Annotated in this window: 19 protein-coding genes; 14 read left to right on the top strand and 5 right to left on the bottom strand. The window is 68.5% G+C overall.

What is annotated here, in order from left to right:
* Nucleotides 1-331 precede the first annotated feature (331 nt).
* The gene (locus tag ACI3KT_RS07020; RefSeq protein WP_404903318.1) at nucleotides 332-1,663 is read right to left on the bottom strand and encodes an MFS transporter; all 1,332 of its coding nucleotides are present in this window, start codon (nucleotides 1,661-1,663) and stop codon (nucleotides 332-334) included.
* 195 nt (nucleotides 1,664-1,858) lie between these two features.
* Complete coding sequence (locus tag ACI3KT_RS07015) at nucleotides 1,859-2,452, bottom strand: PadR family transcriptional regulator (protein WP_404903316.1); 594 nt, start codon at nucleotides 2,450-2,452, stop codon at nucleotides 1,859-1,861.
* Between the two features lie 168 nt (nucleotides 2,453-2,620).
* Between ACI3KT_RS07015 and ACI3KT_RS07010 the strand changes: the two genes are divergently transcribed.
* From ACI3KT_RS07010 to ACI3KT_RS06975, 8 genes are all read left to right on the top strand, one after another.
* Nucleotides 2,621-4,360, top strand: a complete 1,740-nt coding sequence (locus ACI3KT_RS07010) for a sulfatase (protein WP_307293293.1) — start codon at nucleotides 2,621-2,623, stop codon at nucleotides 4,358-4,360.
* A 162-nt stretch (nucleotides 4,361-4,522) separates the two neighbouring features.
* Entirely contained in the window at nucleotides 4,523-5,377 is an 855-nt protein-coding gene (locus tag ACI3KT_RS07005) for a formylglycine-generating enzyme family protein (RefSeq protein ID WP_404903331.1), read from the top strand.
* Complete coding sequence (locus tag ACI3KT_RS07000) at nucleotides 5,374-5,733, top strand: YidH family protein (protein ID WP_404903314.1); 360 nt, start codon at nucleotides 5,374-5,376, stop codon at nucleotides 5,731-5,733. Before ACI3KT_RS07005 ends, ACI3KT_RS07000 begins: the two co-directional genes overlap by 4 nt.
* On the top strand, nucleotides 5,730-6,065 hold the full coding sequence (locus ACI3KT_RS06995) for a DUF202 domain-containing protein (protein ID WP_292906649.1): 336 nt from the start codon (nucleotides 5,730-5,732) through the stop codon (nucleotides 6,063-6,065). The genes ACI3KT_RS07000 and ACI3KT_RS06995 overlap by 4 nt, the downstream gene beginning before the upstream one ends.
* 38 nt (nucleotides 6,066-6,103) lie before the next feature.
* Nucleotides 6,104-6,709 (top strand): hypothetical protein, encoded by a 606-nt coding sequence (locus tag ACI3KT_RS06990; protein ID WP_404903313.1) that lies wholly within the window; start codon nucleotides 6,104-6,106, stop codon nucleotides 6,707-6,709.
* 124 nt (nucleotides 6,710-6,833) lie between these two features.
* Nucleotides 6,834-7,445, top strand: coding sequence for a copper resistance protein CopC (locus ACI3KT_RS06985; RefSeq protein WP_404903311.1), 612 nt, complete (start codon nucleotides 6,834-6,836; stop codon nucleotides 7,443-7,445).
* Between the two features lie 11 nt (nucleotides 7,446-7,456).
* Nucleotides 7,457-7,975, top strand: a complete 519-nt coding sequence (locus ACI3KT_RS06980) for a copper chaperone PCu(A)C (protein ID WP_292906655.1) — start codon at nucleotides 7,457-7,459, stop codon at nucleotides 7,973-7,975.
* Complete coding sequence (locus ACI3KT_RS06975) at nucleotides 7,975-9,198, top strand: Dyp-type peroxidase (protein WP_404903309.1); 1,224 nt, start codon at nucleotides 7,975-7,977, stop codon at nucleotides 9,196-9,198. Before ACI3KT_RS06980 ends, ACI3KT_RS06975 begins: the two co-directional genes overlap by 1 nt.
* Nucleotides 9,199-9,464: 266 nt before the next feature.
* Here ACI3KT_RS06975 and ACI3KT_RS06970 read toward each other — a convergent pair whose 3' ends face one another.
* Nucleotides 9,465-10,361 carry a LysR family transcriptional regulator gene (locus ACI3KT_RS06970; RefSeq protein ID WP_404903308.1) on the bottom strand — a complete coding sequence of 299 codons (897 nt, stop codon included), beginning with the start codon at nucleotides 10,359-10,361 and terminating at the stop codon, nucleotides 9,465-9,467.
* 148 nt (nucleotides 10,362-10,509) lie between these two features.
* On the opposite strand from ACI3KT_RS06970, the gene ACI3KT_RS06965 reads away from it, so the two are divergent.
* Genes ACI3KT_RS06965 through ACI3KT_RS06940 form a run of 6 tightly spaced genes read left to right on the top strand, consistent with a single transcriptional unit; the run spans nucleotide 10,510 to nucleotide 16,331 of the window.
* A complete protein-coding gene (locus tag ACI3KT_RS06965) occupies nucleotides 10,510-11,664 on the top strand; it encodes a tyramine oxidase subunit B (RefSeq protein ID WP_404903306.1) in 1,155 nt (384 codons plus the stop codon).
* Between the two features lie 3 nt (nucleotides 11,665-11,667).
* Entirely contained in the window at nucleotides 11,668-12,858 is a 1,191-nt protein-coding gene (locus ACI3KT_RS06960) for an FAD-dependent oxidoreductase (protein WP_404903304.1), read from the top strand.
* On the top strand, nucleotides 12,855-14,072 hold the full coding sequence (locus tag ACI3KT_RS06955; RefSeq protein WP_404903302.1) for an allantoate amidohydrolase: 1,218 nt from the start codon (nucleotides 12,855-12,857) through the stop codon (nucleotides 14,070-14,072). The genes ACI3KT_RS06960 and ACI3KT_RS06955 overlap by 4 nt, the downstream gene beginning before the upstream one ends.
* 49 nt (nucleotides 14,073-14,121) lie before the next feature.
* The gene (locus tag ACI3KT_RS06950; protein WP_292906671.1) at nucleotides 14,122-15,393 is read left to right on the top strand and encodes an ammonium transporter; all 1,272 of its coding nucleotides are present in this window, start codon (nucleotides 14,122-14,124) and stop codon (nucleotides 15,391-15,393) included.
* A gap of 28 nt (nucleotides 15,394-15,421) precedes the next feature.
* Entirely contained in the window at nucleotides 15,422-15,763 is a 342-nt protein-coding gene (locus ACI3KT_RS06945) for a P-II family nitrogen regulator (protein ID WP_292906673.1), read from the top strand.
* Between the two features lie 7 nt (nucleotides 15,764-15,770).
* Nucleotides 15,771-16,331 carry a HutD family protein gene (locus tag ACI3KT_RS06940; protein ID WP_307293318.1) on the top strand — a complete coding sequence of 187 codons (561 nt, stop codon included), beginning with the start codon at nucleotides 15,771-15,773 and terminating at the stop codon, nucleotides 16,329-16,331.
* Between the two features lie 25 nt (nucleotides 16,332-16,356).
* Here the strand turns inward: ACI3KT_RS06940 and ACI3KT_RS06935 are convergent, their stop codons facing one another.
* Nucleotides 16,357-17,370: a hypothetical protein gene (locus tag ACI3KT_RS06935; RefSeq protein ID WP_404903300.1), complete on the bottom strand. Its 1,014-nt coding sequence runs from the start codon at nucleotides 17,368-17,370 to the stop codon at nucleotides 16,357-16,359.
* Nucleotides 17,371-17,377: 7 nt separating this feature from the next.
* Nucleotides 17,378-19,204: a substrate-binding and vWA domain-containing protein gene (locus ACI3KT_RS06930; protein WP_404903298.1), complete on the bottom strand. Its 1,827-nt coding sequence runs from the start codon at nucleotides 19,202-19,204 to the stop codon at nucleotides 17,378-17,380.
* Nucleotides 19,205-19,229 lie beyond the last annotated feature (25 nt).

Genomic DNA, 19,229 nt, shown 5'->3' with positions numbered 1-19,229 from the left:
GGTCTGCACCACGGCTGCGGCGACGGCCGCCTGCGCACGGCGCCGGTCGCGGCGGAGCATCGGGGCAGGGGTGATCGGGTCCGCGGCGGGCGCCTCGTCGAGAGGCGCAGAAGACGGCGCGGTTTCGGGGGAACGCGAAATGATGATGAAGCTCCTCGGGCAGGCGGTATCATCCGTTATCGATCTGTAACTTTAGGACGATTCGCCGCGGGGCCCAAATCGAGCGGCATTCTCACGGCTCAGTCACAGACGGAGGCGTCGCGCACCCAGCGAAGACAGGTGAAGGCCGGATCCTCACGGACCCGGCCCTCACTCGTTCATCGGTCGTCGATCACTTCGCCTCGGCGGCCAGACGACTCTCGATCAGGTCGTCCACGCGCTGACGATCACGCGGGTAGCAACGGTACAGAAGGCTGAGGAACGCCGCGTTCACGAGCATCAGGAGCACGAGCACCCAGAGGAACACGGCCTGCAGCCCGAACGCATCGGCGAGCACGCCGGCGACGAACGTGAACGCCGCCCATCCGATCACCTCGAAGATCGTCAGGTAGATCACGAAGCCCTGTGCCCGGAGCTCCGGCGACATCACCGACATGAGGATGGGCCGGTTCACGCCGGGGTTGAGGCCCTGCGTGAGGCCCATCAGTCCCCAGAAAGCCGCGTAGAACGCGATGGAGCCGACGTCGAACTGCGTGGCGAAGAATGCGACGACGGCGAACAGCACCTGTGCGGTCTGGAGGAAGACGACTCGGGCGTTCGGCCCGCCGCGGCGATCCAGCGCCGACACGATGAAGCCGCCGCCCACGGTTCCGAGGAAGTAGCCGATGCCGAACGGCAGCGCGACGATCGCGGCCGTGGCGACGTCGAAGCCGCGCTCGGTGACGAGGAACTGCACGCCGAACACGGCGATGAGCAGATGGCCGGAGAGCAGCCGCGACCCCATCATCACGCTGAAGGTCGGGATCTTCATCAAGGCGATCGAGTCCTTCAGCCGCGGGCGGGCGTACTCGATCTTCGCGGCCTCGGCGCCGTAGTCGGACGCGCCGACCTCAGTCTCCTTGAAGAACACCAGCACGAGGAACCCGGTCAGCACGAGCAGCGCGCCCACGCCCCAGAATCCCCAGCGCCAGCCCGATTCCCACAGCGAGAGCAGGCCGATGAGCGGGCCGATGACCGAGCTGAGCACGGCGGAGATCCCGTACAGCATCCCCACTGCCCGTCCTCGAGACTTGTCGTCGAAGGAATCGGCGATGACGGCGTTCGTGATCGGTGTGAGCCCGATGACAGCGCCCGCCTGGAGGGTCTGCAGGAGGAGCAGCAGGAGGAAGTTGTCGGCGAAGCCGGATGCCGCGGCCAGCGCACCGCTCAGCAGCGTGCTGACGAAGATCGCCTGACGCCGGGTGGTGCGGTTGGCGTACCAGACCCAGAACGGACCGAAGGGGACGCCGATGAGGCGGCCCAGTGTCGAGAGCAGACCGAGCTCGGTGTTGCCCAGCCCGAGGGTCTTCGCGATGGCGGGGAACAGCGTGGTGGTGAGGCTGCCTTCGCCGCTCTCGACGACCGTGACCCCGACGAGTGTGGAGAGGTTGCGCCAGCGCCCCTTCACCTTCACTGATCGGGAGGCCGCGGTCGGGTCCGCCGGCGCCGTTGTGGCCGTGTTCATGTGAATCCCTTTCGTCATTGAAATGGTCGACGGCAAGCTGCGTCAAGTCATTGCACAAGTGGCATGCAGTAATAGTCCACTAGTGGAATGCTCGCTGTCAACACTGAATCGTCGACGGGCGGGTGCGGGAGCGAGGGCGCGCCAACGATCATTCCCGCCACGGCGAGTCGTCGCGGCGACGTCGGGGGATCCCGCTCAGAGCGCGGCGGATGCCGTCGGGGCCGGAGCGGGGAGCGTGCCGTCGAGCAGCTCCCGTCGCAGCTCCTCGAGCTGCGCGATGTGCAGGTCGATCTGCTGCGTGCCGTGCTGATGCAGCCGTTCGCCCATGGACGCGGCCAGGGCGCGGTCGAACTCGATCGCCGTGCCCTCCTGGATCGTGCGGTCGCGGAACCGGTACTTGGCGACCTGTTCGCGCCGCGCCTCGAGTTCGATCTCGACGAGGGCGATGAGCTTCTCGGGGGTGAGGTACCCCGCAAACCCCAGGCGCGCGGCGAACTCCGGATCCTGGAAGCGGCTGGGAGGCGTGTAGGGGCCCTCGAGCCAGTCGCGGAAGACCGTCATCCCGTCCGCGGTGACGCGGTAGATCTTGGCATCCTGTGCGCCTGGGCGCTCGTCGACCGAGTAGGCCACCCAGCTGCGATCGGCCATCGACGAGAGCGAGCGATAGACCTGGCTCATCGTCGTGTTCGAGCGGAGGAAGCGGCCGTGGTAGTCGAGGAACTTCTTGATCTCGTAGCCCGTGCGCGGCATCTCGCCGATGAGTCCGAGGAGTAGGTGCTCAAGCTTCATGGATCCGGTCCGGACGGGGGCGAGGGGAACTCTCGAAGAATGACACAAGTGCTATCCGCTGTCAACGAGCCGACGTTGACAGATCGCTGCGGCACATGGGATCGTGAGGGGAACTTATTCTACAAGTGTCATGGTCTGCGAAGGCGGTGGCGAGAAGGAGACGCGACGATGCGGGCGATCATGGTCATGTTCGACAGCCTCAACCGGCACATGCTGCCGCCCTACGGCTCAGAGGAGATCGAGGCGCCGAACTTCCGTCGGCTGGCCGAGCGCACGGTCACCTTCGACAACTTCTATGCGGGCTCGATGCCGTGCATGCCCGCACGGCGCGAACTGCATACGGGTCGATACAACTTCCTGCATCGCAGCTGGGGTCCGCTCGAGCCCTTCGACGATTCGATGCCTGAGATCCTCGGACGCAACGGCGTGCACACGCACCTCGCCAGCGACCATCCCCACTACTGGGAGGACGGCGGAGCAACGTACCACCCGCGCTACACCACGTGGGAGTTCTTCCGAGGTCAGGAAGGCGACCCGTGGAAGGCCGACGTCGCAGCCGAGCCGCACGGGACGACAGGGTTCAAGGGTCGCCTGCATCGGCAGGACGCGATCAACCGCGGCTACCTCCGGCGCGAGGCGGATCATCCGCAGACTCTCACCTTCGACGCCGGAGTGGAGTTCCTGCAGACGAACGCCGACGCCGATCGCTGGTTCGTGCAGATCGAGTGCTTCGACCCTCACGAGCCGTTCTTCACGTACGACGAGTACAAGAAGCTCTACCCGCACGACTACGACGGGCCCGAGTTCGACTGGCCGTCGTACTCCAAGGTCACCGAACCCGAGGATCAGGTGGAGCACGCGCGCTTCGAATACAAGGCGCTCGTGAGCATGTGCGACCGCTCCCTGGGGCGGGTGCTCGACGTGATGGACGAACACGACATGTGGGACGACACGCTCCTCATCGTCAACACCGACCACGGCTTCCTCCTGGGTGAGCACGGATGGTGGGCGAAGAGCGTGCAGCCGTGGTTCAACGAGCTCGTGCACCTGCCCGCCTTCGTCTGGGACCCCCGCACCCGTCGTTCGGGCGAGCGCAGCGCAGATCTCGTGCAGACCATCGACATCGCTCCGACGCTCCTCGACTTCTTCGGTGTCGACCCGACCGAGGACATGCTCGGAGCTCCATTTCAGAGCGTCTCCCGCGACGGTGCGCTGTTCGGCATCCACGGCGGCCACGTCAACGTCACCGACGGCCGCTACGTCTACATGCGCGCATGTGCCACGGCCGAGAACTCTCCGCTCGAGGAGTACACGCTCATGCCCACGCACATGCGCGGACGCTTCGATCCGGCGGAGTTCGCCGGCGCCGAGCTCTCCGAGCCGTTCTCGTTCACGAAGGGCATCCGCCCGCTGCGGCTCACCGGTCGCGCGCAGATCAATCCCTTCAACTACGGGACGCTGCTCTTCGACCTCCACGAAGACCCCGCCCAGGAGCATCCGCTCGACGACGCCGCCGTCGAGCTGCGGATGCTGAGGCTCCTCGCCCGCCTGCTGCGCGAGAACGACGCGCCCGCGAGCCAGTTCGAACGCCTCGGCATCCCGGTGGACGACGAGCCGGGCGACGAGCACCTTCTCGTGCACGACCAGCGCGACCGCGCGACGGCGGCGGCGATCCCCATGCCGGCGCTCGACGAGTTCGCCCACGGGACGTTCGGCCTCGCCACCCCGGTGCCCGAGCTGCTCGCGCACCCGGTGTCGCGCGAGATCGTCACGCGCTACGCGCCGATGCTCGCGCAGAGCGAGATCCTCGGGATGCTGGGGAGCACGAGCCTGTACAGCCTCGCCGCGGTGGTCGGAATGCCGGTGCCGCAGCTGCATCGGGTCGCCGACGAGCTCGCGGCGATCTAGGACATACCCGTGAACGACGGCGTCGTGGGGTGCGGATGCGGGTGCGGAATGCCCCCACGCCCGATCTCGCAGAACATCGAGATCGGATCCCGTCCGGCGCTCGTGGTCCCGCCCGTGGCGCCGTCGTCGAGCTCGAGCGGCCATCTGGTCGAGCAGGTGCGGATGCCGGCGGGAACCCTGCTGATGGGCGACTCCTCCGGCGACCACAACCCCGGAGACGGCGAGCTGCCGGTGCACCCCGTCGACGTCGCCGCGTTCGAGATCGATGCGACCACCGTCACCAACGCGGACTTCGCGCGTTTCGTCGCCGAGACCGGATACCGCACCGAAGCCGAGCTGTTCGGGTACTCGGCAGTCTTCCACGTCGTGGTCGAGGCCGACCCCGCAGACGTCATGGGGCCGGCAGGCGGCACGCCCTGGTGGTTCGGTGTGCGTGGTGCCGACTGGGCCCACCCGCGGGGGCGCAAGTCGGACCTCGACGGCCTCGAGGAGCATCCCGTCGTCCATGTGAGCTGGAACGATGCTCAGGCGTACTGCGGGTGGGCCGGGCGCCGGCTTCCCTCCGAGGTCGAGTGGGAGTACGCCTCGAGAGGCGGCCTGGTCGGCGCGAGGTATCCCTGGGGTGACGAAGACGTCGACGAGGGCGGGTGGAGGGCCAACATCTGGCAGGGCGTGTTCCCGCGCGTGAACACGGCCGAGGACGGATGGTTGACGACCGCGCCCGTGCGCTCGTTCGCACCGAACGGCTACGGCCTGTGGCAGACCGTGGGCAACGTGTGGGAGTGGTGCGCCGACGCGTTCGCCGCCGACGCGCATCTGCGGCGAGCGGAGGGCCGTCCCGCAGAACACGGATCGCCCGGGTCGTCGAGAGTTCTCCGCGGCGGCAGCTACCTGTGCCATTCTTCGTACTGCAACAGGTACCGGAACTCCGCGCGGTCGTCGAACACACCGGACTCGTCGATGGGCAACGCCGGATTCCGCACCGTCTCCGCGGCGGGCAGAGAGGTGGAATCATGACGAGAAGACGGTTCCCAGACCGCGTCTATCGCGAGGGGGTCGAGCCGGACCCGCGATTCAGCCTCGCGAACGAACGCACCTTTCTCGCGTGGTTGCGCACCGCGCTCGCGATGTACGCGGCGGCCTTCGCGCTCGAGGCCCTGTCGCTGCCAGAGGCGGTCGGGTGGCGTATCGCCGCCGCCGCGGTGTTCCTGCTCCTCGGTACGCTCGCCGCAGTGCAGGCGTGGTTCGGATGGAGCGCCGCAGAGAAGGCGTTGCGCCGCTCGGCGCCCCTGCCTGGCCTCGGGGTCGGGGGCGTCATCGTCATCGGCGTCGTCGTCGCTGCAGGCCTTGTGACGATCGGCATGTTCGTGTGAGCGAGGGTCCCCGTTCGATCTTCGACAGCGGCCTGCAGCCCGAGCGGACCCTGCTCGCGTGGCGACGGACCTGCCTCGCCTTCGCCACCGCCAACCTGATCGCCCTGCGCTTCACGATCGAGCTCGCGGGTGCCGTCGCGGTCATGATCGCGCTCGCAGGCACCGCACTCGCGCTCGCCGCGTACGCGCTCGCCGCCGTGGGCTACCGGCGCGCCACGGCGAGCCTGATCCGTGACGGTGTGCTCGACCGCAGCGCACTGCCGCTGCTTCTGGCGACCGCGTCGACCCTGCTGCTCGGAGTCGCTGCGGGGATCTTCCTCGTGCTGGACTGAGACGCGGGCCGACGATGCCGCCCTGGCATAATGAACCCGTGCGTCAGTCCCGGAAGCCCGCCGTCCTGCGCGGCTTCGCGGCGTCGGCGCTGGCGATCTTCGTGGCTCTCGCCGGGCACGTCACGGCCGGCGGCGCCATGCCCGGCCCTCTGGGCATCCTGGTGCCGTGGGTGCTGTCCTTCATGGTCTGCGTGCTGCTGGCCGGCCGCCGGCTCTCGGCCGTGCGGCTGAGCGTCTCGGTCGCCGTGAGCCAGTTCCTCTTCCACGCGCTGTTCGTCCTGGGCACGATCACGCCGTCAGGGACCGTCGGCGGTCACGTGCACGGCGCACCGCTGCAGCTTCCTCCGACGGAGGGGCTCAGCGCCACCGCGGCGGCAGACGGCATGATGTGGTTCGGGCACCTCGTCGCGGCGCTGATCACGATCGTCGCCCTGCATCGTGGCGAGAGCATGCTGCTCGCTCTGCGCGATCTCGCGGAGCAGAGCATCCGCTGGTTGCGTCGTCGCATCGACGCGATCCTCTTCACGCCGACCCCCTCGCCTGTCGGCTCCCCGACTGCGTCCCGCGAACCCGAGGCCCTTCGCGACCTCGCATTCCTCTCCCCTCTCCGCGGGCGCGCTCCGCCGGCTCTCGCCGCCGTCTGATCCGCGTCGTCGCGACTCCTCCGAGTCCTTCGGCGACTCCCGTCGCGTGCCATCCGGCGCAGCCGGTGTCGCGATTCCCATCCGAGGCGTCGATCGACGACGCCCGTCGAGAGGTCCGTCCTGCATGTCCCCTGTCCGCAGATTCGCGGCGGGTGCGCTCGCGGCGGTCGTCGTGATCCTCGCGACCGCCCTGCCTGCATCCGCTCATGATTCGCTCACCTCGAGCACACCCGAAACCGACGAAAGGCTCTCCGTCCCGCCCGACGGCATCTCGCTCACCTTCAGCGGCGAGCTGCTCACGCTCGGCGATTCGATGACGGGCGCCGTGGTGCTCGTCGTGGACGAGGAGGGCCGGGAGTGGGCTGACGGCGACGCCGTCGTGAACGGCAACAGCGTCACGCTGGCGGTGAAGCCGGGCATGCCCGAGGCGGGCTACCAGGTGCGCTGGCAGGTCATCTCCGAGGATGGGCATCCGATCTCGGGAGTCATCCCGTTCACGATCGGCGACGCAGCGCCGATGAAGGGCGAACAAGCGGGAACCGGCGGTGCGAACCCACCGTCGACGACGACGGATCAAGCGGCTGACGAAGCCGACGGTGCGGTGCGGACGCTGCTCGTCGCTGCAGGCGGAGCGGCCGTCGCCGCGATCGCCTACCTCCTCTATCGATTCCTCCGTCGCCGGAAGGCGACGGCCGCGGCGCCCGACGAGGGCGACCCTGCGGACTCTCAACTCTGAAAGGCAACAACATGGACACCACTGCAAAGAAATCGACCCTGCACGTGGCCGCGGTGATCGCGGCCGCCATGCTCGCACTCACCGGCTGTGCATCGGCCTCGCCCGCGGCGGAAGCCGAGAAGGTCGCCGCCGCCGACACCGTCACGATCGATGACGCCTGGGTCAAGGCGGCGGACGAGGGCATGTCCGCCGGATTCGGGATGCTCCGCAACTCCGGAGAACAGGACGTGACCGTCGTCTCGGCGCAGACCGAAGCGTCGAGCATGGTCGAGTTGCACGAAACCGTCGAGAACGACGCCGGCGAGATGGTGATGCGCGAGCGAGAGGGCGGTTTCGTCATTCCGGCCGGAGGCACGCTCACACTGGAGCCGGGGGCGAACCACATCATGCTGATGGATCTGGCGAAGCCGCTGAAGGCCGGAGACGAAGTGGCCTTCACGCTGACGTTCTCCGATGGCTCGACGGTCGACTTCACGGCACCGGTCAAGGACTACTCCGGCGCCAACGAGAACTACGACACGGATCAGTGATGTCGGCGCCCCTCGAGGGCGCTCGATCCGACCGCGCCGGTTCCTCCCGGCGGCAGTTCCTCCTCGGAGGGGCTGTCGCCGGGCTGGGGGCGGCGGCTGCGGTCGGCATCGACTACGCCCTGAATCAGAAACCGGCGCCCGCTGCGCCGTCCGAGCCGATGAACGGCGAAGAGAGCGTGCCGTTCTTCGGCGTGCACCAGGCGGGCGTCGACACTTCGGCTCAAGCCCACGGGATGTTCATCGCGCTCGACCTGTTCGACGCCGTCGACCGTGACGGGATCATCCGCCTGCTGCGGCTCCTCACTGATGACGCGGCGAGGCTGACCCAGGGCAGGCCCGCCCTCGCCGACTCGGAACCCGAGCTCGCCGCGAGCCCCGCACGTCTCACCGTCACCTTCGGTTTCGGCGCGCGGCTCGTGGCGAGGGCGAGCGCGCAGCCGCCGGCCTGGCTCGCTCCCCTGCCGGCCTTCGGGATCGACGCGCTGCAGCCGGAGTTCTCCGACGGAGACCTGCTCATCCAGATCGCGGCCGACGACCCGCTCACCGTCGCGCACGCGGGGCGGATGCTGCTGAAGGACTCGAGGTCGTTCGCCGCCGTGCGCTGGACGCAGGCGGGCTTCCGCCGTGCGTACGGCACCGAGCGCCCGGGAACGACGATGCGCAACCTGTTCGGCCAGGTCGACGGCACCGCCAACCCGCGACCCGGCACCCAGGAGTTCGACGACGTCGTGTGGTCGCGCGAAGGGTGGCTCGCCGGCGGGACGGGCGTCGTGATCCGACGCATCCGGATGGACCTCGACAAATGGGATCGCCTGGATCGCAGCGGTCGAGAGGCGTCCGTCGGGCGCCGACTCTCGAACGGTGCGCCGCTCACCGGCGGCGAGGAGTTCGACGAGCCGGACTTCGACGCGAAGACGGCGATCGGCTTCCCGGTGATCCCTCAGTTCGCGCACATCCGGCGTGCGCGGGGGGACGATGCCGAGAAGATCTTCCGGCGGGCCTACAACTACGAGGAGCGACCCATCGGCGCGGGGCTTTCCGACTCCGGCCTGATCTTCGTGTCCTTCCAGGCCGACGTCGAGCGGCAGTTCACGCCGATGCAGCGGCGCCTCGCCGAACTCGATCTGCTGAACGAGTGGACGACGCCGATCGGCTCCGCGGTCTTCGCCGTCCCGCCCGGATGCGAAGAGGGCGGGTTCATCGGAGACACGCTCTTCGCCTGATGTCGTCCGCCTGGTCCCTTCTCGACCGGCGGAGGGGACGAGGCGGCGACGGGATACTCCGGCGACCCCTTCCTGTCAACGGGCCTGCCCCGTGTGCGCCGCGCGCGGATGCTGGACTCCACCTGAACAGGAGAGGAGAGCATGATGATGAATCCCGAAGCCTTCCTGGGCCCCCAGGAGCCGCTCGTGCCCGAGGAAGCGCCCGACGACTTCGACCTCCAGGACGACGAGGTGGATGCCGAGCGCTGAACCCGCGGAAAGAGCCGTCAGGCGGACGCTGCGTCCCGCAGGCACTCCAGGAACGCCCCGCGGACCGCGCTCTCGTCGTCCCGCGTGCGCCAGGCGGCCAGGAGCCGCGTCGTCGGTGATCCGGCGAGGGGTACGACGGCGATGGACGGCGGCACCAGCTGGCGGACCGACTCCGGCAGGATGCTGATCCCCACACCCGCCGCCACGAACCCCAGCGCCGTCTCCTGGTGCACGACCTCTTCGACCACGCGCATGCGTCCCGCCTGAGCGAGGAGCTCGGTCACCCGATCGACGTAACCGGGCATCAGCGCACGGGGGTAGGCGATCATCGGTTCGGCGATGACGTCCTGAAGGGAGGCCTCGGCGCGGTCCGCGAGCGCATGGCCGGCGGGCAGGCACGCCACGAGACGCTCCTCGAAGACCACGGCGGTCGACAGCGAATCGGCGCCGACTCCGGTCCGAGGGAGCTCGTCGCGGACGATGCCGATGTCGAGAGTGCCCGCACGGAGACGGTCGAACTGCTCGCCCGAGGTGAGCGGCACGAGCGTGAGGCTCACCTTCGGGCGTCTGGCGCGGAACAGTCGGACGACCTCCGGCAGCACGGTGTAGTTCGCCGAGCTGACGAAGCCGGCCGTGAGCTGACCGGAGAGTCCGCCGACGTAGTCGCGCATGTCCGCCCGCACCGCGTCGACCTCGTCGAGGATCCGCCGCGCGCTCTCCTGCAGATGCATGCCCGCAGCGGTGAGAGCGACACGGCGCGTGCTGCGGACGAACAGCGGCGTGCCCACTTCTCGCTCGAGACGTCCGATCTGCACGCTCAGCGGCGGCTGTGACATATGCAGCTTCTGCGCCGCGCGCCCGAAGTGGAGCTCGTCCGCGACGGCCATGAAGTACCGCAGCTGACGCAGTTCCATTCCCGGCACGATACGCGCCGTGTATTACCGATCCGTTACGGCCGCATTGCGAGCGAAACGCTATCAATTGAAGGTGGAAAAGGTATTTGACCTGGGGTTGTTCTGACGGCTTATCTGGTGGTGAAGCACCCGATATGGAGGACCCGACATGGCCGCAGACCCCACCCCCGACACCCGCATCGACATGCTCTACCTCAGTGAGCCCGAGGTCATCGCTGCGGGCATGAAGGACATGGAGCGGTGCATGGAGGTCATGGAGGAAGTGCTCGTGCTGGTCGCCAAGGGCGATTATCGGATGGCGGGGAGCTCGGCGAACTCGCACGGCGCCCAGATCGGCTTCCCCTCGTCGTCGCCTTTCCCGACGATGCCTCTGGATGCAGCCGACCGGCGCTTCATGGCCATGCCGGCCTACCTCGGCGGCCGCTTCGACGTCGCCGGCGTCAAGTGGTACGGCTCGAACGTCGACAACCGCGACAAGGGTCTTCCGCGCTCGATCCACCTGATCGTGCTGAACGACAAGGAGACGGGGGCGCCCTTCGCCATCATGTCGGGCAATCTCGAGAGCGCCTATCGCACGGCGGCCGTGCCGGGAGCGGCGGCCAAGAAGCTGGCGCCCGTGAACGCGAAGTCCCTGGGCATCATTGGCCCAGGCGCCATGAACAAGAGCGCGCTGCACGCCATGACCACGGCGCGCCCCACGCTCGACACGATCCGCATCAACGGACGCCGTCGTTCCACTTCCGAGGCGTTCGCCGCCTATGTGAAGGCGCACTATCCGCAGTTCACGACGATCGAGATCGCGGAGACGGTCGAAGAGGCCGTGCGCGATTCCGACATCGTCTCCGAAGCGGTCACGGGTCTGGTCGGCTCGGAGAACTATCCGTACATCGACGGCGACTGGATCAAGCCGGGCGCGTTCCTCAGCCTGCCGGCCAATCTGCGCATGGACAAGGAGTACACCACCTCCGGCAAGGCACGGCTCATCGCGGACGCCAAGAAGATCTACGGGGCATGGGCCGAGGAGTACCCCTCGCCCTCGCACGAGACCGCCTTCGGCATGATCGGCCTGTACTGGCAGGACCTCATCGACGCAGGCGAGCTCGACGAGTCGCGCGTGGTCAACATCGGCGACGTGTTCGACGGCACCGCGGTCGGCCGCGAGTTCGACGAGCAGCCCGTGCTGTTCAGCGTGGGAGGCATGGGCGTCGAGGATGTCGCCTGGGCCAAGACCGTCTACGAGAACGCGGTCGCGAAGGGCATCGGCACCACGCTGAAGCTCTGGGACGCGCCTGACCTGGTCTGACCCGTGCACGACATCGACAGGCGGGAGTCCGCCACCTACGCCGTCATCGGCGCCGGTCTCAGCGGAGCCGCGGTCGCCTGGCGCCTCGCGGCGTCCGGCGCCGACGTGATCGTCCTCGAGCGCGACGTGCCGGCATCCGCCCTCGGCAGCTCGCACGGTTCGGCGCGCATCTTCCGCTACGGCTATCTCGACCCGTTCTACGCAGGACTCGTCGTGCGGGCGAAGAGCTCGTGGGACGAGCTCGAAGCGGCGAGCGGCAGGCGGCTGATCACGCCGAGCGGGTCGCTGGATTTCGGCGCCGTGCGCGATCCGCGCCGGCTCGCCGAGGTCCTCGAGACGGTGGGAGTCGAGCACGAGCTGCTCTCGGGCGCGGATGCCGCGACCCGCTGGCCCGGGCTGCGCTTCGACACCGAGGTGCTCTGGCACCCGGGCGCGGGCGTCATCGACGCCGAGGAGTCGGTGACCGCGATGCTCGATCTGGCCCGCGCGGCCGGCGCCCAGGTGCGCACCGAGTGGGAGGTCGCATCCGTGCGGCACGGATTCACCGGCTACCTGGTCACGTCGACGACCGGCCGCACCGTGCACGCCGAGCAGGTGATCGTCGCCGCGGGCGGATGGCTGCCCGCGCTGCTGGGCGAGCTCGACCTGCCGCCGGGTTTCGCCGACGCGCTGCCCGAGTTCGAGGTGCGCCAGGAGAACGCGTTCCACTACAGGTATCGGGATCAGAGCGAGCGGGGCGAGCCCGCCCGAGGATCTCAGACCTCGTGGCCGACCTTCATCTACAAGGGCGAGGACATTCAGACCTACGGGCTGCCGGGAGGCCGAGACGCGGAGTTCGCCGGACAGAAGATCGCCGAGTACAACGGCGGCCGCGTCATCCGCTCCGCCCGCGATCAGGACGGCGCGGTCGATCCGGACAACCGCGGACGTGTGACCGGATTCGTCGAAGAGTTCGCGCCGGGGCTGGAGGCCGAGTCCTACGCGGAGACCACCTGCCTGTTCACGAACGTGCCGCGCGACGACATGATCATCGATCGAGCCGCCGGGGTCACGATCCTCTCGCCGTGCTCAGGTCAGGGCGCCAAGTTCGCTCCCCTGCTCGGCGAACTCGTGCACGATCTCGTCGCCGGAACCGGACGATCGTCCGAGCGATTCCGCGCCGTCGGGCAGCGCTTCGCGGGAGCACTGCGATGAGCGGCGACGCAAGCGCCCTCCTCGCCCAGATCGCGCACATCGGCGTCGATCCGGAGCGCGGCGGATACACCCGACCCGTGTTCTCGGCTCCCGAGCTCGAACTGAGAGCCTGGTTCATCGCGCAGGCCGATCATCGCGGACTCGACGTCGAGATCGACGGCAACGGCGTGATCTGGGCGTGGTGGGATGCTCCCGACGCGCGTCGCGTCGACGCGATCGCCACGGGCTCGCATCTCGACTCCGTCCCGGGCGGAGGCAACCTCGACGGACCGCTCGGCATCGCCAGTGCGCTCGCCGCCGTCGACGTCCTTCGAGAGCGCGGCATCCGGCCCGTGCGACCTCTCGTCGTCGCGGCGTTCCCCGAGGAAGAAGGGTCGCGCTTCGGCATCGCCTGCCTCGGCACACGGCTGCTCGCCGGGCTCGTCGACCCGCAACGCGTGCGAGAGCTGCGCGACGAGAACGGGGTCACCTTCGCCGAGGCGGCGAGGGGCGCCGGTCTCGACCCCGTACTGATCGGCCTCGATGCCGCCCGCCTGGCAGCGATCTCCGCTTTCGTCGAGCTGCACGTTGAGCAGGGCCGAGGTCTCGAGGACCTGGGGCAGCCCGTCGCACTCGCGGGAGCGATCATCGCCCACGGCCGCTGGCACGTGCGCATCGACGGCCGTGGAGATCACGCCGGCGCCACCCGGATGGCCGATCGACAGGACCCGGTCGTGGTCGCCGCCGAGACGGTGCGCGCGCTCCGTGCGCACGCTCTCGTGGTCGACGACGCCCGCGGGACGATCGGCCGCATCAAGGTCACCCCCGGCGGCACCAACGTGATCGCGGCATCCGTCGACCTGTGGATGGACGTCCGCCATCGCGACGAGCCGGCGGTCAGGCGCATCGTCGAGGAGGTGACCGCCGCGACCGAGCGGTCGGCCGCCGCAGAGGGCTGCACGGTCAAGGTGACCGAGCAGTCGTTCTCCCCCACCGTCGCGTTCGACGACGGACTCCGCGAGCGGATGCACGCGGTGCTCCCCGACGCCCCCGTGCTCGACACGGGCGCCGGGCACGACGCGGGCGTGCTCGCCGGAGTCATCCCCACCGGCATGCTCTTCGTCCGCAACCCGACCGGCGCCTCGCACACACCTGCCGAGGCTGCCAGGCCCGAGGACGTCGCGGTGGGCGTGATCGCGCTGGCCGACGTGCTCGAAACCCTGATCACCCGCTGACCCTTCGACAGGCTCAGGGGCCCACCCTCACAATCGAAAGGAGAACGACATGGACATCACCTCGCAGGTCAACACCGGCTGGATGCTCACCGCAACCGTCGCCGTCACCCTCATGCTGCCCGGTCTCGCGCTGTACTACGGCGGCCTGTCGCGCACCAAGAACATCCTGAACACCATGATGATCGTGCTCGGTGGCTTCGCCGTCACCGCGGTCCTCTGGGTCCTGTACGGCTACGGCCTCACGCTCGGCGACTCGGTCGGCGGCGTGGGACTCATCGGAGACCCGACCGGGCTGTTCGGCATCCAGTCGCTACTGGGCGCCGAGACGCCAGAGGGAGCCGTGCCCGGCATCCTCATCGCGGTCTTCCAGCTGATCTTCGCGGGCCTCACCGTCGGCATCATCGGCGGGGCGGTCGAAGGCCGGATGAAGTTCTCCAGCTGGCTGGTCTTCGCCGGCCTCTGGGCGACGCTCGTGTACTTCCCCGTCGCGCACTGGGTTTTCGCCTTCGACTCCGCCGACGGCTCGGTCACGGGCGGCTGGATCGCGAACAGCCTGCACGCGATCGACTTCGCCGGCGGCACCGCCGTGCACATGAACGCGGGTGTCGCAGCCCTCGTGCTCGCGATCTTCCTCGGCAAGCGCCGGCACTTCCCGAACGTCGGACGACCGGGCAACCTGCCGATCGCCATCGTCGGCGGCGGGCTCCTCCTCGTCGGGTGGTACGGCTTCAACGGCGGCTCGTCGGGTGGCATCAACGAGAGTGCGGGCGTCGCGGTCACCAACACCCTCGTCGCCGCCTGCGCCGGTCTTCTCGGCTGGCTCGTCGTCGAGCGGATCGTGCGGAAGGCGGCGACCTCGCTCGGTGCGATCTCCGGCGTGCTCGGCGGCCTCGTCGGAATCACCCCGGCCGCGAACTCCGTGTCTCCGATCGGCGCGATCGTCATCGGCCTGCTCTCGGGAGTCGTCGCGTTCGCGACGCTCGGCCTGAAGGAGCGCTTCGGCTACGACGATGCACTCGACGCCGTCGCGATCCACATGTTCCCCGGCATCTTCGGCACCCTCGCGATCGGCTTCCTCGCCGACCCGGCTTCTCCGGCAGGGGCGCAGGGCATCTTCTTCGGCGGAGATGCGAGCCTGCTCGGCACACAGGCGATCGCGATCGTCGCGGTGTTCGCCTACACCGCAGTCGTCACCGCGCTGATCTCGTGGGTGCTCTCGAAGACGATCGGTCTGCGGGTCGGCGACGGCATCGAGATCATGGGACTCGACACCACGCTGCACGCCGAGACCGCCTACGACCTGGACGACGTGCGCTCCTGAGCGCCGGTCCCCGAGAAAGGACATCATCATGAAGCTCATCACCGCAGTCGTCCAGCCCGGCGCTCTCGAGCCGATCAAGACCGCCCTCGCCGAGATCGGCGTCACCGGCATGACGATCCTCGACGCGAAGGGGCACGGAAGCCAGGTCGGAAAGGTCGAGGTGTACCGCTCGCAGCGGGTGAAGGTCGACTTCCTCCCCAAGATCCAGATCGAGACGATCGTGACCGACGAGGAGCTCGAGTCGGCGCTCGAGGCGATCCAGGAGGCAGCGCGCACGGGCGCGATCGGCGACGGCAAGATCTGGGTCACAGACGTTCTGCAGGTCATCCGGGTTCGCACGGGAGAGACCGGCCCGACCGCGATCCGCTGAGCACGTCATGTCGCACGGCACCCGCGTGAAGTCCCTCATCGTCCGCCCGACGGACGTCGCCCCGCAGGCATGGGCGAACGGTCTCGGGGTCACGCGGGTGCTCGCCGCGCGACCGGGATGGCGCATCAGTCTCGCGGAGATCGAGGGGCGGATGCCGTTCTCGCCGTTCCTCGGAGCCGATCGCCTGTTGATCCCCCTCAGCCCTGCGGGCGTCGCGCTCGAGATCAACGGCCGCGTGAGCCGCGTGCCGCAGCACTCGGCGATCACGTTCCGCGGAGAGGATCAGGTCTTCGCAGACACCGGCTCGGGCCGGGTGACCGTGGTGAACCTGATGGCTCGACGGTCGAGCGGACGCATGCAATGGGCGATCCGGCGAGTCTCGGGTGCGATCGCCGAGACCGCCGACGCGATCGTCGTGCTCGCAGGAAGGGTGGAGGTGCGCGGCGAGGTGGCGCCGCCGGGCGCCGTGATCCGACCGGACGCGCGGTCGATCGCGGTGTCCTCCCCCGACGCCTCGATCGCGATCATGCGGGTGCGTGAGCGCCGGCGGGATCGACCGCGGCTCTGACGCTCGAGAGGCGCGAGATCGTGCGTTACTGCTCCCCTGAGCTCTTCTTGAACTGGCGCTCCCAGTCGCGCAGTTCGCTGCGGCCGATCAGGGAGTCCAGCGAGACCTGGAAGAGCAGTCCCTTGCGTGCGTTCACCTGCTTGATGTTGTCGACGATCTGCGTGGTGACGGCGCTCAGCGCTTCGCGGACCTCGCCGATGCGCTCGTCGGGCGCGTCCCACAGATCCGGCCGCGTGAGCAGATCGAGCAGGTAATCGCGGTCGAGGGCGGCGACCAGACGGGCGAGCTTGTCGGAGTACTCGGCCTCGGCGATGACGCTCTGGTCTTCACCCGCCTTCGCATCCAGGCGGATGAACAGCTGCTCGACGTGCGAGGCGAGCGCCTCGATGTTCGTCGCCGTCTCGGCGGCGATCGCGTTGCCCGCCACGGCGGCGTAGAAGGGGGCCAGCTCCCGCAGTCGGTCGACCCGCAGACGGATGCCGGGCGGCACCGGGTCGGCGCTCTCGAGGGAGGGCGCTGACGTGCGTCGCCGGCGAGCGACCAGACCGACGGCGGTGCCTACGGCCGCCACCAGCACGACGCCGCCGATGATCACTGGCATGAGGAGGTCGGCGCCGCCGGAGCCGCTGCCCGGGTTCCCGCCGGCCGCGGGGAGCTCCGCTGACACTTCCTGCACTGTCTCGACCAGACCCGCCGGCATCCCCGCGCCCTCGTTCTGGTTCGCGATCGTCAGCACGGCGTCGCGACCGAGCGCGGCGGAGTCGCCCATCAGATCGTCGCCGATCGCCAGGATCACCGTCTGCTGATCGGCACCCTTCGTGAGCTTGTCGAGGAGATAGAAGGTGTACTGGTCGGCTTTCGCCGCCTCGTCCGGGAGGACGACGACAGCGATCGAACCGTCGGCGGGAACCGTCTGCGACAACGAGGCCTGAAGGTCCGCATAGCCGGGGATGTCCGTGGAGACGTACACGTTCGTCGAGGCCAGCGCCTCGATCGCGGGACCCGTCCAGGAATCGCCAGTCACGGAGAAGTGATGCATGCGCGCCTCAGAAGTTGTTGATCACGGAGGCGAAGACGAGATCGATGCGCTCGGCGTTCGACGCGTCGAACAGCTGCCCGCCCGTGGCATCCGCGATCCGCTGCAGAGCAGAGGTGTCGGCTCCCTCTCCATACGCGATCGGGAATATACGCACAGGAGCGTCGCTTCCGCCCTCTTTGGTGCTCTTGCCGATCTTCGCGATCAGCGAGTCGAGCGAGGTGGCGGAGTCGGTGTCCTCGCCGTCGGAGAGCACGACGATCGCGTTGATGCGGCCGGGCTCGGCGCGTTCGCTCATGGCCTCGTAGGCGGTGAGGATCGCATCGTAGAGCGGCGTGCCGTTGCGTTGCGCGTAGTGCAGATCCTCGAGTGAGGAGTCGAGCTTCTCGCCGTCCGACCCGAGCGCGGTGACGTCGCGCAGAATCTGTATGCCTTCACCGGCATCCGATGAGATCCCCGTGGTGAACGCCCAGACGCCCACCTCGTCGGTGGAGCGGAAGTGATCGAGTGTGGTCTGCGCTCCCTGGATCGCTCCGTCGAGGCGAGACCGACCGTCGCCGATCGGGTCGTCCATCGAGCCCGAGATGTCGATGAGCTCGAGCACGGAGGAGGGCTTGCGCACCTGCGTCCACTGATCGATCGCTGTCGAGATGACGTCGACGTCGGGTTTGGGCAGCGTCACCGCCGGCTGCGCGGGATCGACGCCGAAGTTCGCCGTGAACAGCTTGCCGAGCGGCACCGATTCGTCGAGTGGACGGAAGCCGTACTCGGGCAGGATCTTCTGGGCGTCGGTCGTCTGCAGGAAGGCGGCGAAGGCTTCTCCGGCAGTGCGCTGCTCGGCCGTGACCCACTGGGCGCCGAGCACCGTGACGGGGTTGTCCGACCACATCGAGCCGCCCGCGGGGTACACCGCCACCAGCTTGGTCTTGGGCGGGGTCAGGGTCTCGCCCGGCTGCACCGTGTGCGAATCGGGGTTGCCCTGGTTGTAGTTGAGGAGCGAGGTCTCCTCGAGAGCCACCGCCGAGACGTAGGCAGAGCCGTTCGAGCCGTTCTGCGTCTCGTCGTAGAGCGTCGACAGGACGTTGCCTGTGGTGTCGCCGTAGTGGATCACGCACTCCTCGAACACGCGGGAGAAGTCGGCTGCGGCGTCGACGTCGGCCGAGGTGAGATCCGCCGATTTGCCGGATGCTTCGTACGACTGCATCAGGATCGTCGAGAGTCCGGTCGTCGAAGTGTTCGGGTTCGTCTTCGAGATCTTGAACGCGCCCCAGATGTCCTTCCCGACACTCCCCCAGCCCTCCGGGTCCTGGCACAGCTGCGACAGGTCGGTGATGCTGATCGGCTTGTCGGGCCAGCCGAGAGCCTTCGCCATCGGCTCGGGCATGCCGAACACGACCGGGGTGCGGGTGAACGACGCAGGTTCCCCGACGAGATTCGCCGACGCGGCGGCGGCGACGCGGTCGGTCCACACCGTGGAGGCCGGTGACCACAGCGTCGGCCACAGGTCGTGATCGTCGCTGGGCCAGTCGTCGCCCGCGGTGAGATAGCGTGCGGCGTTGCCGGACGAGACGTTGATCGGTCGCACGGTCGCGCAGGTCTTCAGGCCGTCGTGCTCGGGCGAGTCCTTGAAGGCCTCGGCGAGCTTGTCGAGCATGTTCACCTTCTCCGACGACGTCGCGATGGTGATGTGCGTGCAGCCGTCCGAGGGGAAACCCTGTCCTTCGGTGTCGGTTCCCGTGTCGTCGCCCGGCGTGCAGGCCGACAGGACCAGAGCGATGAGGGCCGTGGCCGCGATGGCGGCCGGCATTCTGCGGAGGATCCTGCGTCGCGGGCTCATGGGCCTAGGGTATCCAGATAATCGT

The organism is Microbacterium sp. ZW T6_19, from assembly GCF_044987465.1.
GTDB classification, from domain to species: domain Bacteria; phylum Actinomycetota; class Actinomycetes; order Actinomycetales; family Microbacteriaceae; genus Microbacterium; species Microbacterium natoriense_A.
The sequence above is the reverse complement of the archived record's forward strand: the minus strand, read 5'-3'. Positions and strand labels throughout refer to the sequence as shown.